The organism is Lentzea rhizosphaerae, assembly GCF_042649515.1.
Lineage (GTDB): Bacteria > Actinomycetota > Actinomycetes > Mycobacteriales > Pseudonocardiaceae > Lentzea > Lentzea aerocolonigenes.
On sequence record NZ_JBHRZI010000027.1, the window covers coordinates 228919 to 244111 of the forward strand.

The following is a 15193-nucleotide window of genomic DNA, read 5'->3' on the forward strand; positions in this document are numbered from 1 at the left end:
GTCATCACATCCGGAAGACGCCGAAGCCGTCGGCGCCCTTGATCGGTCCGCTGTGGACGGCGGAGAGGCAGAGGGCGAGCACGGTCCTGGTGTCGCGCGGGTCGATCACGCCGTCGTCGTAGAGCTTCCCGGACAGGAACGGCGCCAGCGACTGCTCCTCGATCTGCGCCTCGACCATCTTGCGCATGGCGGCGTCGTGCTCCTCGTTGTACTCCTGCCCCTTCGCCATCGCGGCCTGCCGTCCGACGATCGAGAGCACACCGGCGAGCTGCGCGGGTCCCATCACGGCCGACTTGGCGTTGGGCCAGGTGAACAGGAACCGCGGGTCGTACGCCCTGCCGCACATGCCGTAGTTGCCCGCGCCGTACGACGCGCCCATCGTGATGGTCAGGTGCGGCACCCGGCTGTTGGACACGGCGTTGATCATCATCGAGCCGTGCTTGACGATGCCGCCCTGCTCGTACTGGGCGCCGACCATGTAGCCCGTGGTGTTCTGCAGGAAGACCAGCGGGGTGTCGCTCTGGTTGGCGAGCTGGATGAACTGCGTGGCCTTCTGCGACTCCTCGCTGAACAGGACACCGCGCGCGTTGGCGAGGATACCGACCGGGTAGCCGTGGATCCTGGCCCACCCGGTGACGAGGCTGTTGCCGTACAACGGTTTGAACTCGTCGAACTTGGAGCCGTCGACGAGCCGTGCGATCACGTCACGCGGGTCGAACGGCACCCGCTGGTCCTCGGAGACGATGTCCAGGATGCTGTCGGCGTCGAAGAGCGGCTCTTCTGTCGTGTGCGGCTCAGGGCCCTGCTTGCGCCAGTTCAGCCTGGCGACGACCCTGCGTGTGAGCCGGATCGCGTCGGTCTCGTCCTCCGCCACGAAGTCCGCGAGCCCGGACGTGGCGCCGTGCATCGTGGCGCCGCCCAGCGACTCGTCGTCCGCGTCCTCCCCGGTGGCCATCTTGACCAGCGGCGGACCGCCCAGGAAGACCTTCGACCGTTCCTTGATCATGATCACGTAGTCGGACATGCCCGGCACGTACGCACCGCCGGCCGTCGCGTTGCCGAACACCGCCGTGATCGTGGGGATGCCGGCCGCACTGAGCCTTGTCAGGTCGCGGAACGCCCGGCCGCCGGGGATGAAGATCTCGCTCTGCGTGGGCAGGTCCGCACCGCCGGACTCGACGAGGCTGACCAGCGGCAGCCGGTTCTGCAACGCGATGTCGTTGGCCCGCAGCGACTTCTTCAACGTGTACGGGTTCGACGCACCACCGCGCACGGTCGGGTCGTTCGCGACGATCACGCACTCGACGCCCTCGACCCGCCCGATGCCGGTGACAACACTCGCCCCGACGGGGAAGTCGGTGCCCCACGCGGCGAGCGGCGACAGCTCCAGGAACGGGCTGTCCTCGTCGATCAGCAGCTCGACCCGTTCCCTGGCCAGGAGCTTGCCGCGCTTGTGGTGCCGCTCGACGTACTTCGGCCCACCTCCCGCGAGCGCTTTCGCGTGTTCGGCGTCCAGCTGCGCGATCTTCGCGAGCAGCGCCTCCCTGTTGCCCATCAGGCGAACCCCAATCGTCGTGCCGCGAGCTCGGTCATCACTTCGCTCGCGCCGCCCCCGATGCCGAGGATGCGGGCGTCCCGGTAGTGACGCTCCACTTCGGACTCCCGCATGTACCCCATACCGCCGTGCAGCTGCACCGCCGCGTCCACGACCTCGCTGCACGCCTGGACAGCGGCGTTCTTGGCGAAGCAGACCTCGGTCACGCACTCTTCGTTCCGGTTGACCCTGGCAGCGACCTCACGGGTGTAGGTGCGCGCCAGGTCGATCTTCTGCGCCATCTCGGCGAGCTTGTGGCTCACCACCTGGTTCTTGATGAGCGGCTTGCCGAACGTCTCGCGGTTGCGGGTCCACTCGACGGTCAGGTCCAGCGCCCGTTGCGCCGTCGCGTACGCCTCAACGGCCATGGTGATCCGCTCGACCTGGAACTGCTGCATGATCAGCGCGAAGCCCTGGTTCTCCTCGCCCACCAGGTTCTTCGCGGGGACGTGGACGTCGTCGAAGTGCAGTTCGGCGGTGTCGCTGCAGTGCCAGCCCATCTTGTCGAGCTTGCGGCGCGTGAACCCGTCCTCGATCACCAGCAGCGAGATGCCCTTGTACCCCTTCTCACCGGTCCGCACGGCCGTCGTGACGAAGTCGGCCCGGCAGCCGGAGGTGATGAACGTCTTGGTGCCGTTGACGATGTAGTGGTCGCCTTCTCTCACGGCCTTGGTGCGGATGCCGGCGACGTCCGATCCCGCGCCGGGCTCGGTGACGGCAAGGCTGCCGATCTTCTCGCCTCGGATGGCGGGCTTCGCGAACCGTTCGATCAGGTCCTGGTTGCCGCTCTGCCAGATGTGAGGGATCGCGATGCCGAGCGTGAACAGCGCCGCCATCACCCCCGACGACCCTCCACTTTGGATGATCTCCTCGGTGAGCACGACCGAGTCGAGCAGATCACCGTGCTCGAACCCGATGCCCAGCAGATCCAGCTCCGCCGCCTTCTTGTGCAGCTCGCGCGGAACCTCGCCCTGGCGTTCCCACTCGTCGAGGTGCGGCACGATCTCGTTGCGCGTGAAGTCCTTCACGAGCTGCCTGAGCTCTTTCCGCTCGTACAGGTCCTTGGTGATCACAGGAGCTCCTCCGGGATCTCGACTTCCCTGCTGCGCAACCACTCGCCCAACGCCTTCGCCTGCGGGTCGAATCGCGTGCTGCTCGCGACGCCGTCACCGAGCAGCCCGTGCAGCACGAAGTTGAGCGCCCTGAGGTTCTTCAGCTCGTACCGGCTGACCTCGTTCGCCTCCGGCAGCAACTCCTTGAGCTTCTCGGTGGTCAGGAACCCGTTGAGCCACTCGTAGGCCTCGTCGGTGCGCACCCAGACCCCGAGGTTCGCGTCCCCGCCCTTGTCACCGCTGCGCGCACCGGCGATCGTTCCCAGCGGCCTCTTCACAGCAACACCGCCTTCGCGCTGACCTCGTCACGATTCACGTACGCCGCCCGGTAAACCCCGAACGGCGTCCCGTCTGCCGGCGGTGCCGTGACGTGAAACCCGGGATAACTCGCCAGCGCCAGTTCGATCGCCGCCCTGCTGAACCCCTTGGCCCGCTTGGGATCTTTGGTCTTGATCGTCACGTGCAGCAGCGCGCTGGCCTGCTCTTCGGTGCCCGCGTCCGGTTGGTCGGTCCGCGCGAGTGTCCACGTCAGCCCTTCGTCCCCGATGGCTTGCCGGAGCTGCTTCTCGACCAGGTCGGCTTTCGCTTCGACGTCGAGTCCGGTGAGGACGAACGTCGTGGCGTTCCTGAATCCGCCCAACGTGTTCAGGCACACCTTGAGCGTGTCCGGCGGCGGGCTGCCCTTGGTGCCGCTGATCCTGACCCCGCGCTGGTGTTCTTCGAGCCGGATCGTGTCGAAGTGCGTGGTGACGTCCGGCCCGAGGTACTCCGGCGCCCCGATCTCGTACAACAGCTGCGCCGTGACGGTGTCGATCGTGACCGCACCACCCGTGCCCTCGTGCTTGGTGATGACCGCCGACCCGTCCTCGTCGATCTCCGCGATCGGAAACCCGGGCCGGGTCGCGTCGATCTCGGTGAAGAACGAGTAGTTCCCACCCGTGGCCTGCGTCCCGCACTCGAGCACGTGCCCCGCGACGGTGGCTCCGGCCAGCCGATCCCAGTCGTCACGCGCCCACCCGAAGTGCGCCGCGGCGGGCCCCACGACGAGACTCGCGTCCGTGACACGCCCGGTGACCACGATCTGCGCCCCTTGCTTGAGGCAGTCCGCGATCTCCCACGCGCCGAGGTAGGCGTTGGCGGTCAACGCCTCGGGGAACCGCTCTTTGAGGTCGTCTCCGGTGACGTACCCGACCTTGCCGGCCAGCCCCGCGGGGTTCAGCTCGCTGAGCTTGCGAGCGAGCCCTTCCGGGTTGAGGCCACCGGCGTTCACCACGATCTTGACGCCCTGCTCCAGCGCCAGGGCCAGGCAGTCCTCCATCTGCCGCAGGAACGTCCTGGCGTAGCCGAGGCCGGAGTCCTTCATGCGGTCGCGGCCGAGGATGAGCATGGTGAGCTCGGCGAGGTAATCCCCGGTCAGCACGTCGAGGTGGCCGCCTTCGAGCTGTTCCCGCATCGCCGAGAGCCGATCCCCGTAGAAACCCGAGGCGTTGCCGATCCTGATCACCGGCCACCTCCGGGCGGCCCCGCGAACGCCTGCGCGATCGGCACCCACTCCTCCGCCACCGGCCCCACGGCCTCGACCGCGAGCTCCTTGCGGTTGCGCCGCTGCGTCACCAGCCACGCGAAGTCCAACGCCGGCCCCGAAACCCGGTTCTCCGCGCCCTCGGGCCCCCACGTCCACGACTCGCCACCCGGCCCGGTCAGCTCCACCCGAACCTCGGCCTCCGGCACCGCCAACCCGTTGAGCAGGAAGGCGAACCCCATCGTCCGCACCCCGATGTGACACACGTGCCTGATCCGCGCTGTCGGCTCCCGCACCACCCCGAGCGCGTCGGCGACGTCCTGCCCGTGCGCCCACGTCTCCATCAACCGAGCGGTGGCCATCGACGCCGGGCTCATCGGCGGCCCGAACCACACGATCTTGCCGCGCGCCCCCGCCAGGTGCTCGTGCAGCGCCGACCGGCTGGCACGCCACAACTCCAGCAGGTCCGGCAGCGCCGCCGCCTCCGCCGCGGTGCGGTCCACGAGGTCCGCGGTCAGCGGCTGCGCCTGGAAGGCCTCGGGATCGGTGATGGCGAGGATCGCCGCCTTGTCCGTCCACATGAGATGGCCGATCTGGTGCCCGACCGTCCACCCCTCGGCGGGCGTGGGCAGCGACCAGTCCGGCGCGCCGGCCACCAGGTCGTCGAGGTCCCGAGACTCGGCGTCGAGATCGGCCAGCAGTTCCGTGATCACAGCTGCTCCTCCAGCATCTTCGCCCAGTAGCGCACGACGTGGGCGCGGCGCTTGCCGTCGTCGGCGAGCTGGTTCGCGAGCGCCAGCCCGCGCACCAGGTCCAGCGTCGCCTGCACCGCGTCCTTGACCCCGGGCTTCGCGTCGTCGACGTCGAGCAGTTCCAGCGCCAGGCCGTACACCTCGCGCCCGAGCCGCGCCTGCAGTTCCAGCACCTGTTCGCGCAGCTCCGGGTCCGTGCGCGCGGCGACCCACAGCTCCAGCGCCGCGGTGAACAGGTCGCTCGCGTGGAAGTCCGCGATCAGCTCCACCACGGCGTGCGTGCTCTTCTCCGCGATCTGCGCCCGCCGCTTGAGCACCTCGACGCTCTCCGCGCCCACGTACTCCACAGCCGAGGCCACCAGTTCGCCGCGCGTCCTGAAGTGGTGCAGCTGCGCGCCTCTCGACACGCCCGCCCGCTCGGCCACCTCGGTCGTCGTCGTGCCGGACCAGCCGCGCTCCACCAGGCACTCGACGGTCGCCTCCATGAGCTTCCGCTTCGTCTCGCGGGTGCGGTCGGCCTGACGTTGCCTCGTCTCCACGCCTCCGAGTGTTCCGGGCCACAAACAAACAGTCAAGACTGCTTGTAAATGCCGAGGTACGGTCCAGAGCGATGAGCATCGTCGATCAACTCAGGGCCGCGGGCTGCGTGTTCGCCGAGGAAGAGGCCACCCTGCTCGAAGAAGCCGCCACCAGCCCGCAGCACCTCGACGAGCTGGTCGCGCAGCGAACGAGCGGGCTGCCGCTGGAGCACGTCGTGGGCTGGGCCGAGTTCTGCGGCCAGCGGATCACGATCACCAACGGCGTGTTCGTGCCACGCCACCGCACCGAGCTCCTGGTCGACCTCGCCACCGAGCTGAAGCCCGCCGTGGTCGTCGACATGTGCTGCGGATCCGGCGCGGTGGGCGCGGTGCTGCACCACAGGCTGCCGAACGCCACGGTGTACGCGGCCGACATCGACCCCGTGGCAGTGGCGTGCGCGCGCAAGAACCTCACCAACGTGTACGAGGGCGATCTGTTCGATGCACTGCCCACGCACCTACGAGGTCACATCGACGTCGTGGTCGCCAACGTGCCTTACGTGCCCACCGGCGACATCGAGTTCATGCCGTCCGAAGCACGCGACCACGAGGCACGGATCGCCCTCGACGGCGGCGCGGACGGCCTCGAGGTCATGCGCCGCGTGGCCGCCCAAGCGGCGAGCTGGCTGCGCCCCGGCGGGGTCCTGATGAGCGAAACCAGCTCACGCCAGGCACCCGAAGCACTCCACGCCTTCACGACCGCCGGGTTCGCCACCGAGCTCGTGACCAGCGAAGACACCACGGCAGTGGTCGGCACCCTGCCCGCCTGAACCTCCGCACGGAAATCCACCTCGACGCAGCCCGCCCGCTTCCGTACAATGTACGGTATGTCGTACGACGAGGTCATGCAGTGGTTCGCGCGGTGGGACGAGCTCGCAGTGAAGGGCGAGGTCGAGAAGATGGCCGACATGGCGCTGTTCCCGATCAACACCGTCACCGACGGTTCGGCGACGTCGTGGGACCGGGAGAGGTTCCTCGAGGAGATGGGGGCTCAACTCGGAGGTGACGTGCAGATGGAGTCCACCAGGACGCCGCACTTCATCAACGACAACCTGGTCTTCGTGATCACCGACGGCACGATCAACGGGATCACGGTCCGCTACGGCGACCTGCTCGTGAAGGTCGGCGGCGAGTGGAAGTTCCAGACGATGGCCCAGGGCGGCTGGGCCGAGTGACCGAAGCGGTGAAGGACACCCCGGGGAAGAGGGTGCCTACCGCAGTGCAGTTCAGAGCAGTGCAGTTCAGAGCAGGGTGAGCTGTTCCTGGTCCACGCGTGGCGCCGGCACACCGACCGGCAGGCTGCCGTCGGGCCACACGCCGTCGTCGTCGCCGGGCACACCGGTGACGGCGTCGGTGGAACGGCCGCGTGGTGCCAGGCCGTGCTTCTCGATCAACGGGACCACCCGCGCGGTCAGCCACTTGCGGTACCGCTTGTCCACATAGGACCCGTTGCCGTACAGGTGCCGGTAGGTTTCGACCAGGTCCGGGTGCTCACGGCGCAACCAGGCCGCGAACCACTCCCGCGCGCCGGGACGCAGGTGCAGCGGCAGCACGGTCACGCCGGTGGCGCCGGCGTCCGCGATCTGCTCCAGCAGGAAGTCCAGCTGCTCCACGGAATCCGTCAGCTCGGGCAGCACGGGCGCCACGAACACCCCGCACGGCAACCCCGCCTCCCGCACCTTCCGCACCAGGTCGAGGCGAGCGGCGGGCGTCGGCGTGCCCGGTTCCAGCGACCGGTGCAGGTCGCGGTCCATCAACGCGAGCGACACCGCGATCCCGACCGGCACGACCTCGGCCGCCGCGGTCAGCAGCGGCAGGTCGCGCGCCAGCAACGTGCCCTTGGTGAGGATCGAGAAGGGCGTGCGGGAGGCGGTCAGGGCCTCGATGATCCCTGGCATCAAGGCGTACCGCCCCTCCGCCCGCTGGTACGGGTCGGTGTTCGTGCCCAGCGCGACGTGCTCCTGCTTCCAGCGGGGAGACCGCAGCTGACGCGACAGCACCTCCCCCGCGTTGACCTTGACGATCAGCTGGCTGTCGAAGTCCTTGCCGGAGTCCAGATCCAGGTACGTGTGCGTCTTGCGCGCGAAGCAGTTGTGCGACACCACACCGTTCGCGATGAAGTCGGACGTACCGGTCGTGATGTCGTACAACGTCATCTCGCCGAGCGGTTCGACGGACACGACGCCCAACGGCTGCTGCGACTTGATCGCCACACCGTCGATGTCGCGCTTGCGCGTGATCGACGGGTCGACGGTGTGGAAGAACCGCAGGTTCTCGCGCAGTCCACCGCGCAGCCGCACGACCCGCACACCGCGACGGCGGCGCAGCTCCTCGATCGCGAAGTCGAAGTGGAAGTGCTTCAACGCCAGCACGATCGCCTCGATGACGGTGGCGTTGCGCGACGACAGCCGCAGGATGCTGCGCGAGCAGGTCCCCAGGTAGTCGAACGCGCCGGCCAGGAATCCCTTGAGCCAGTCGGGGTTCGGGGCTATCTGCCAGTGCGCGAGGTCGCGCACTTGGTGCAGAAATCCACTCCCCTCTCGCACACCGAAGTAGTCGAGGTACTCCTGTGTGCGGTCCATGGCCTCTATGTCGGCCAACGGGATCCGGAACTCGTTCTCGTCGTCGACCATGCCGCGCAGGTAGCCGCGGCGGTAGTCGTCGGTCACGGTCGGCTGCTCGACGAAAGCCCCCGTGCCCATCAGCTTGTTGCCGGTCGTCAGGTGCGGACGGCGACCCGTGCCGGCCGTCTCGCCGGTCACGTGCTTCCACCCGCGGTCGGTCAGGAAGCGGTGATCACCGGACGCGACCACCGAGGTGCCGTCCTCCAGCGTCAGCCGGTACGCCTCCTTGCGCGTCTCCCAGTGCGCGAGAACGGTCGTGAGCTTGTAGCGCCGGTAGTTGCCGACGAGTTCGGTGCCGTAGATCTCATCGCCCTCCCTCAGCTGTGACAACGGTTTGGTGCGGCCGTCGCCCATGAGGATCGGGGTGTCACCGGCCATGCAGTAGGTGCAGGCGTGTGAGCAGCCCCGGTACGGGTTCACGGTCCACGAGAAGGGCAGCGACGAACCCGGTACCCCGTTGAGCACGGATTTGGCGCGGACCTCGTGGAACACCACGTCCGCGAACTCAGGAGTTCGTACGCTGCGCACCAGTCCCGGTAGCCCCGGTAGTGCCTGCTGCGGCTCTGCCTCGAGTTTCTGTCCGTCCCATCGCACGTCATCGATTCGAACACATGTTCGAACAGCGGTCAAGGAGCCTGCCGGTCACCCGTTGGGGTGCCGTGTTGCACGTGGGGTTCGTGGTGCCGCGCACCAACGTCCGGTGTGGACCAGAGCAGCCCGTAACCGCAGCCCAACACCTCATGGGGCAGGATGTCACGCGTGGGTCACGGTCACGGGCACAGCCACGCACAACCAGCGGAACCCGCGTCGCAGCGCGTGCGCACGTTGCTGATGTGGCTGCTGGTGCCGTTGGCGCTGGCCACGATCGTCGGCGCGGCGCTGCTCTACCCGTTCGGGCACGAGCAGAAGACCGGCGCGGCGATCGGCCTGCACCAGAAGCCGGTCGAGGCGGTCGTCACCGGCATGCAGGCGAACTGCGGCGACAAGTGCATCGCGATCACCGTGCGGATGACCGACGGCGACGCGAGCGGGCAGAGCGTGACGATCCCGAGCCCGCAAGGCCCAGGAGCACCGCACTTCCAGGTCGGCGACGAGGTCGTGCTGTCCTATTCGGGCAGTCAGCCGCAGGCCGCCGAGTCCTACCAGATCGTGGACTTCCAGCGCGGCTGGTCGCTCGCCGTGCTGGCGCTGCTGTTCGCTGGTGCCGTGCTGCTGCTCGGGCGGTGGCAGGGGCTCGCGGCACTCGGCGCGTTGCTGCTGAGCTTCGCGGTGCTGGCGCTGTTCATCATGCCGTCGATCCTCGCGGGCGAGAACCCGCTGCTGGTGGCGGTGGTCGGCGCCGGGCTGATCATGTTCGTGGTGCTGTACCTGACGCACGGCGTGTCCGCGAGAACGTCGACGGCGGTGCTCGGGACGCTGGTCAGCCTCGCGCTGATCGGGGTGCTGGGCGCGTTGTTCTCGGTGGTGTCGAAGCTGACCGGCCTCGACGAGGACACGGTCAACCTCGTCACCCTGCTCGGCACCGACATCGACACGCGCGGGCTGCTGCTCGCCGGCACGCTCATCGGCGCGCTGGGCGTCCTCGACGACGTGACGGTCACCCAGACCAGCGCGGTGTGGGAGCTCCGCCGCGCCAACGACAAGCTGACGTGGCGGGAGCTCTTCGCGGCGGGCTCGCGCATCGGGCGCGACCACATGTCGTCCGTGGTGAACACGCTCGTGATGGCCTACGCGGGCGCCGCGCTGCCGTTGCTGCTGGCGATCTCGCTCGCCGGGCGGTCGATGGGCGAGGTGTTGACCGCACAGCAGATCGCGCAGGAGATCGTGCGCACCCTGGTCGGCAGCATCGGCCTGGTGGCGGCGGTCCCGGTGACCACCGCCCTGGCCGCGCTCGTCGCGGTGCGCCAGGAGGTCCCCCCGACAGAAGAGCCCTCCGAGCCTTCGGAACCGGAACCGGAACCGAAGACCGTGAAGCGCCCGAAGCCCGAGCCGAAGCCCGAGAAGCCGCGGCCCGCACGGATCGAGGGCGACCTCTTCATCGGCTACGACCCCGACAAGGGGCCGTGGGAACGGCCTAGCGCGCCAAGAGCACGAAGAGCAGCGCCAGCACGCCAGGCACCACCTGCACGAAGAAGATCTTCCGGCTCGCCGTGAACGTGCCGTAGACGCCCGCCACGATCACGAACACCGTGAAGAGCACCGACGCGCCGAAGTCCTGCCGGATCAGCGCGTAGATCAGGCCGGCCGCGAGGAAGCCGTTGTACAGGCCCTGGTTCCCCGCGAGCGTCTTGGTCTCCTGTGCGAACTCCGGCGTCAGGTTGAACGCCTTCTGGCCACGCGGTGTCGTCCAGAGGAACATCTCCAGCACCACGATGTAGAGGTGAATCAACGCCACGAGGGCGATCAGGATGTTGGCGATAACCTGCACGTAGGTCCTCCTCTGGACTGACACGCCCGATGAGACAATAGAGCAGTGGGAAGACAGCGGCCCGACACAGAGGCGATCACCGAGTCGATCGACTCAGGTGTCGCGGAGCTGGTGCCCGACCTGGGTGGACGGAACTCGTGGACGTTGCGGGTCAATGGAACCCCACAGTCGCATGTGGACCTGGACGACCCGACCTACCTCGAGTTCGAGTACGTCCGCCGGCTGGGTCACATCGTCGACCTCACGGCGCCTTCGCGTGTTCTCCACCTCGGTGGTGGCGCTCTCACGCTGGCGCGCTACGTGGCGGACCTCCTGCCTCGCGCGTCTCAGCAGGTGGCCGAGATCGACGCTGGGCTGATCGCGTTCATCCGCCGCGAGCTCCCGCCACCGGCTCGGGTGAGGATCACCACCGGTGACGCCCGCGCGGTGCTGGTGAAGGCGCGCCCCGGCTCGTTCGACCTGATCGTGAGCGACTGCTTCGCCGGAGCCCGCACGCCCGCGCACCTGACGTCGGTCGAGTACGTGCGGCAGGCGTCCTCGGCGCTCGCGGACGACGGGATCTACGCGGCGAACATCGGCGACGGCAACGGCCTGCAGTTCGCACGGGCCCAGTGCGCAACCGTGCGCGCGGTGTTCGAACACGTCTGCGTGCTCGCCGAACCGGGCGTGTTCCGCGGCCGCAGGTTCGGCAACTTCGTGATCCTGGCGTCGCACACCGGCCTGCCGATGCAGCAGCTGACGCGAGCGACCGCCGGAGATCCGTTCCCGGGGCGGGTCGAGCACGGCACGGGGCTGACGAAGTTCATCGGTGGCGCACCGGTCACCACCGACGCGACCGCGACCCTGTCCCCCGCGCCGCCCTCAGGCCTCTGGGGCACGTAGGCGCCTTGCCCGGCACTCAGTCCAGCGACGTCACGAACTTCGACACGGCGTCCGGATGGAGCTTCTGCGCCATGCGGCCCGCCGGCGCGAGCGACCCCAGCCGGTACAGCGGACGGTCGGCCGCGGCCAGCCCGCGCGCCTCGGCCCGCAGCTGGGCCACCAGCAGCTCCGAGAACACCAGGCCAGGCGTGTCGCCCCGCGCCGCCAGCGCGTCGGCCAGCCTCCGCAGCTGGTAGATGCCCAGCTCACGGCCACCGGTGCCCGCGTACATCGACAACGCGACGTTGATCGCCTTCTTGCCGCCGCGCACGAACAGCCCGACGGTCCTGGCGCCGCGCAGGTCGGTCACCAGGAGGTCGAGCGCGTCGGCGGTGGCCAGGTCGACCTGGCGCGTGCCGAACGCGCGGACGTACACGGTCGTGCCCTCCAGCCACACCGTGCGGCGGGCCTCGGACAGCGCCAGCAGGATCACCGGCAGCGACACGATCAGGAACGCGATGATGCCCGCCCAGCGGCCACCGAAGAACCCGATCACCGCGCCGAAGGCGAGGGCGACCATGAGGCCGCCGATCGCCACCATCCGCGCACGCTTGCGGACCGTCGCCTGGTCCAGCAGGTCGAGAACGAGCTTGTCGTCGCTCACGGGGTCTCCCGCACCGCCTCGGCCACCGCGCCACCCAGGTCCGACGCCAGCGCCTCGGCACCACCCGGCACCGCGGCCACCAGCTCGCTCGCCTTCAACGCGTCGCGCACCGCAGAGATCACGTCCGCGAGCGGCACGGTGATCTGCTCGCCGGTCGCGAGGGTCTTCACGCCGATGTTGCCGGCCTCCAGGTCGCGCTCGCCCAGCACGAGAGCGAGCTTCGCGCCCGACTTGTCGGCGGCCTTGAAGCCCGCCTTCATCGACCGGCCGCCGTAGACGAGGTCCGTCCGCACCCCGGCGGCACGCAGCTCCCCGGCGATCGCGACGAGCCGGGCCCGCGCGGCCTCGCCCAGCGGCACGCCGATCACGTCGACGCGGCCGAGCTCGGGCAGCACGCCCTCCGCCTGCGCCGCCAGCAGCGCGCGGTCGACGCCGAGACCGAAACCCACGCCGGACAGCTCCTGGCCGCCCAGCTGGGCCATCAGGCCGTCGTAACGGCCGCCGCCGCCGATGCCGGACTGCGCGCCCAGGCCGTCGTGGACGAACTCGAACGTCGTCTTCGTGTAGTAGTCGAGGCCGCGGACCATGCGCGGGTTCTCGACGAACTTCACGCCCAGCTCGGTCAGGTAGCCCTTCACGAGCTCGTAGTGCGCACGGCACTCGTCGCACAGGTGGTCCACCATCAGCGGCGCCTCGGCGACCATCTCGCGCACCTCGGGGCGCTTGTCGTCGAGCACGCGCAACGGGTTCAGCTCGGCGCGCTGGCGGGTCGCCTCGTCGAGCGGCAGCTTCGCCAGGAACGCCTGGAGCTTCTCCCGGTACGCGGGACGGCAGTTCGCGTCGCCCAGCGAGGTGATCTCCAGGCGGTAGCCGGTCAGGCCCAGCGCGCGGAACCCGGCGTCGCCGACCGCGATGACCTCGGCGTCGAGCGCGGGGTCGTCGACGCCGATCGCCTCGATGCCGACCTGGTGGAACTGCCGGTACCGGCCGGCCTGCGGGGCCTCGGCGCGGAAGAACTGGCCAGCGTAGAAGAGCTTCACCGGCAGCGAGCCGCGGTCGAGGCTGTGCTCGATCACGGCCCGCATCACGCCCGCGGTGCCCTCGGGGCGCAGCGTGATGGACCGGTCGCCGCGATCGAGGAAGGTGTACATCTCCTTGGTGACGACGTCGGTCGACTCACCGACACCGCGGGAGAACAACGCCGTGTCCTCGAAGACGGGCAGCTCGATGTAGGCGTAGCCCGCGAGCTCGGCGGCACGGGTCAGCGTCGACCGGACGTGCAGGAACGCGGCGGACGTCGGCGGGATGTAGTCGGGAACGCCTTTGGGTGCGGAAAACACGTCTCTCAAAGTCCTCGGTGCGGGGCGGCCTGCGCGTCGGGAACAGCGTCCTGCAGCTGAAGCAGGTACGGGTTCGTCGCGCGCTCGCGGCCAATGGTCGTCGTCGGTCCGTGGCCGGGCAGCACCACCGTGTCGTCGGGCAAGGTCAGGACCTTGCTCTGCAGAGACGACAACATGCGTGAGTGGTCACCGCCAGGCAGGTCGGTGCGTCCGATGGAACCGGCGAAGAGCGTGTCACCCGAGATCACCAGGCGACCGCCTTCCTGCACGCCGGAGCGGAACATCACCGACCCGCCGGTATGGCCCGGCGTGTGGTCGACGGTGATCTTCAGCCCGGCGAGGTCGAGGTCGGTGCCGTCCTTCAGCTCGCGGACCTCGTTCGGCTCCCGCATCTCCAGGTTGCCCCCGAAGAACACGGCCGACTCGCGGCTGACGCCCTTGAGCGGGTCGGACAGCATCTCGACGTCGTCCGGGTGGATGTAGGCGGGGATGTCGTTGCCGTCGCACACGGGCGTGACGGAGAACGTGTGGTCGAAGTGCCCGTGCGTGAGCAGCACGGCGACCGGTGCGAGCCGGTGCTTGCGCAACGCCTGCTCGATCGGCTCGACCGCGTCCTGACCGGGATCGATGATCACGCAGGGCTCGCCCTCACCGGCCGCCAGGACGAAGCAGTTCGCCTGGAGCGCACCGGTCGGGAACCCGATCACGAGCACGAAAATGACCTCCCTAATCCCCTTCAGCCTAACCACTACACAAAGGCCATATGCGCAGGCCCTAGACTCCCGAGCCGTCCGCCCTATTCGCATGAGTCCCTGGGGAGGGAGCACGTGCCCACCAACGAGCAGCGACGCGCGGCAGCCAAGCGCAAGCTTGAGCGTCAGATGGTCTACCGCCAGGAGCGGGCCAAGAAGCGTCGTATCATCGCCGTCGTCTCGACGGTCGTCGTTGTTGCGCTCGTCGGAGGTGGTGTGTGGTGGCTCGCGACCCACGACTTCGGCAACGGTGACGCCGCCGCATCGGAGACTCCGCAGCAGGAGTCGGTGGACAAGGCGGAGAAGATCCCCACCGAGATGCACCAGATTCCGAAGCGCCCGCAGGCGTTGCCGGAAAAGGTGAACTGTGAATACACGAAGGGCCAGGAGCCGGCGGCCAAGGAGAACACGCCGCCCGCGAACGGCGAGCAGCCGGCGACCGGCACCGTCGGCGTCACGCTCGGCACCTCGATCGGTGACCTGAAGTTCAACCTCGACCGGTCGCTGGCCCCGTGCACGGTGAACAACTTCGTCTCGCTGGCCAAGCAGAAGTACTTCGACAACACCACGTGCCACCGCCTCGTGGTGACCGGCATCCAGGTGCTGCAGTGCGGCGACCCCGGCGGCAACGGCATGGGAGGCCCCGGCTACTCGTTCAAGGACGAGGTCTACCCGGAGCTGACCTACGGCCGCGGCGTGCTCGCCATGGCGAACTCGGGCCCGGACACCAACGGTTCGCAGTTCTTCATCGTCTACGGCGACGGCGCGAACCTGCAGCCGAAGTACACGATCTTCGGCACGGTGGACCAGGACTCGCTGAAGAAGATCGACGAGGTCGCGAAGACCGGCACGATCTCGCAGCAGCCGGGTCAGGGTGACGGCAAGCCCAAGACGCCGGTCGACATCAAGTCGGCGCTGGTCGCGAACTAACTCTTAACACGATGAACGGCGCTTTTGTCCACCTCA

At 68.7% G+C, this 15193-nt stretch carries 13 protein-coding genes and 2 pseudogenes; 5 read left to right on the top strand and 10 right to left on the bottom strand.

Annotated elements, in window-relative coordinates:
* Positions 1-4: 4 nt before the first annotated feature.
* From ACFOWZ_RS30945 to ACFOWZ_RS30965, 5 genes and pseudogenes are all read right to left on the bottom strand, one after another.
* Positions 5-1555: an acyl-CoA carboxylase subunit beta gene (locus tag ACFOWZ_RS30945; RefSeq protein WP_382377448.1), complete on the bottom strand. Its 1551-nt coding sequence runs from the start codon at positions 1553-1555 to the stop codon at positions 5-7.
* Positions 1555-2667 (bottom strand): acyl-CoA dehydrogenase family protein, encoded by a 1113-nt coding sequence (locus ACFOWZ_RS30950; protein WP_382377449.1) that lies wholly within the window; start codon positions 2665-2667, stop codon positions 1555-1557. Before ACFOWZ_RS30950 ends, ACFOWZ_RS30945 begins: the two co-directional genes overlap by 1 nt.
* Positions 2664-4159, bottom strand: a pseudogene (locus ACFOWZ_RS30955) (acyclic terpene utilization AtuA family protein). Before ACFOWZ_RS30955 ends, ACFOWZ_RS30950 begins: the two are co-directional and overlap by 4 nt.
* Positions 4160-4206: 47 nt before the next feature.
* On the bottom strand, positions 4207-4941 hold the full coding sequence (locus ACFOWZ_RS30960) for a TIGR03084 family metal-binding protein (protein WP_382377450.1): 735 nt from the start codon (positions 4939-4941) through the stop codon (positions 4207-4209).
* The gene (locus ACFOWZ_RS30965) at positions 4938-5519 is read right to left on the bottom strand and encodes a TetR/AcrR family transcriptional regulator (RefSeq protein WP_030473614.1); all 582 of its coding nucleotides are present in this window, start codon (positions 5517-5519) and stop codon (positions 4938-4940) included. The genes ACFOWZ_RS30960 and ACFOWZ_RS30965 overlap by 4 nt, the downstream gene beginning before the upstream one ends.
* A gap of 71 nt (positions 5520-5590) precedes the next feature.
* Between ACFOWZ_RS30965 and ACFOWZ_RS30970 the strand changes: the two genes are divergently transcribed.
* Together ACFOWZ_RS30970 and ACFOWZ_RS30975 are read left to right on the top strand one after the other, a co-directional pair.
* Complete coding sequence (locus tag ACFOWZ_RS30970; protein ID WP_382377451.1) at positions 5591-6328, top strand: putative protein N(5)-glutamine methyltransferase; 738 nt, start codon at positions 5591-5593, stop codon at positions 6326-6328.
* A gap of 57 nt (positions 6329-6385) precedes the next feature.
* On the top strand, positions 6386-6733 hold the full coding sequence (locus ACFOWZ_RS30975; RefSeq protein WP_382377452.1) for a nuclear transport factor 2 family protein: 348 nt from the start codon (positions 6386-6388) through the stop codon (positions 6731-6733).
* A 66-nt stretch (positions 6734-6799) separates the two neighbouring features.
* Here the strand turns inward: ACFOWZ_RS30975 and ACFOWZ_RS30980 are convergent, their stop codons facing one another.
* The gene (locus tag ACFOWZ_RS30980; RefSeq protein ID WP_382377453.1) at positions 6800-8776 is read right to left on the bottom strand and encodes an intein-containing Rv2578c family radical SAM protein; all 1977 of its coding nucleotides are present in this window, start codon (positions 8774-8776) and stop codon (positions 6800-6802) included.
* A gap of 165 nt (positions 8777-8941) precedes the next feature.
* Between ACFOWZ_RS30980 and ACFOWZ_RS30985 the strand changes: the two genes are divergently transcribed.
* Positions 8942-10336 carry a YibE/F family protein gene (locus ACFOWZ_RS30985; RefSeq protein WP_382377454.1) on the top strand — a complete coding sequence of 465 codons (1395 nt, stop codon included), beginning with the start codon at positions 8942-8944 and terminating at the stop codon, positions 10334-10336.
* Here the strand turns inward: ACFOWZ_RS30985 and ACFOWZ_RS30990 are convergent.
* Positions 10257-10610, bottom strand: coding sequence for a DUF1304 domain-containing protein (locus tag ACFOWZ_RS30990; RefSeq protein ID WP_030473621.1), 354 nt, complete (start codon positions 10608-10610; stop codon positions 10257-10259). The genes ACFOWZ_RS30985 and ACFOWZ_RS30990 overlap by 80 nt on opposite strands.
* Before the next feature lie 45 nt (positions 10611-10655).
* Here ACFOWZ_RS30990 and ACFOWZ_RS30995 point away from each other — a divergent pair, with 45 nt between their 5' ends.
* The gene (locus ACFOWZ_RS30995; RefSeq protein WP_382377455.1) at positions 10656-11492 is read left to right on the top strand and encodes a spermidine synthase; all 837 of its coding nucleotides are present in this window, start codon (positions 10656-10658) and stop codon (positions 11490-11492) included.
* Between the two features lie 16 nt (positions 11493-11508).
* On the opposite strand, the gene ACFOWZ_RS31000 is transcribed toward ACFOWZ_RS30995, so the two are convergent.
* The 3 genes and pseudogenes from ACFOWZ_RS31000 to ACFOWZ_RS31010 form a co-directional block, all read right to left on the bottom strand.
* Positions 11509-12135: a hypothetical protein gene (locus ACFOWZ_RS31000; RefSeq protein WP_030473623.1), complete on the bottom strand. Its 627-nt coding sequence runs from the start codon at positions 12133-12135 to the stop codon at positions 11509-11511.
* Positions 12136-12227: 92 nt separating this feature from the next.
* Positions 12228-13475, bottom strand: a pseudogene (gene hisS / locus ACFOWZ_RS31005) (histidine--tRNA ligase); the annotation flags it as partial.
* A 5-nt stretch (positions 13476-13480) separates the two neighbouring features.
* A complete protein-coding gene (locus ACFOWZ_RS31010; protein ID WP_382377456.1) occupies positions 13481-14188 on the bottom strand; it encodes an MBL fold metallo-hydrolase in 708 nt (235 codons plus the stop codon).
* Between the two features lie 114 nt (positions 14189-14302).
* On the opposite strand from ACFOWZ_RS31010, the gene ACFOWZ_RS31015 reads away from it, so the two are divergent.
* Positions 14303-15157 carry a peptidylprolyl isomerase gene (locus ACFOWZ_RS31015; protein ID WP_382377457.1) on the top strand — a complete coding sequence of 285 codons (855 nt, stop codon included), beginning with the start codon at positions 14303-14305 and terminating at the stop codon, positions 15155-15157.
* Positions 15158-15193: the final 36 nt, after the last annotated feature.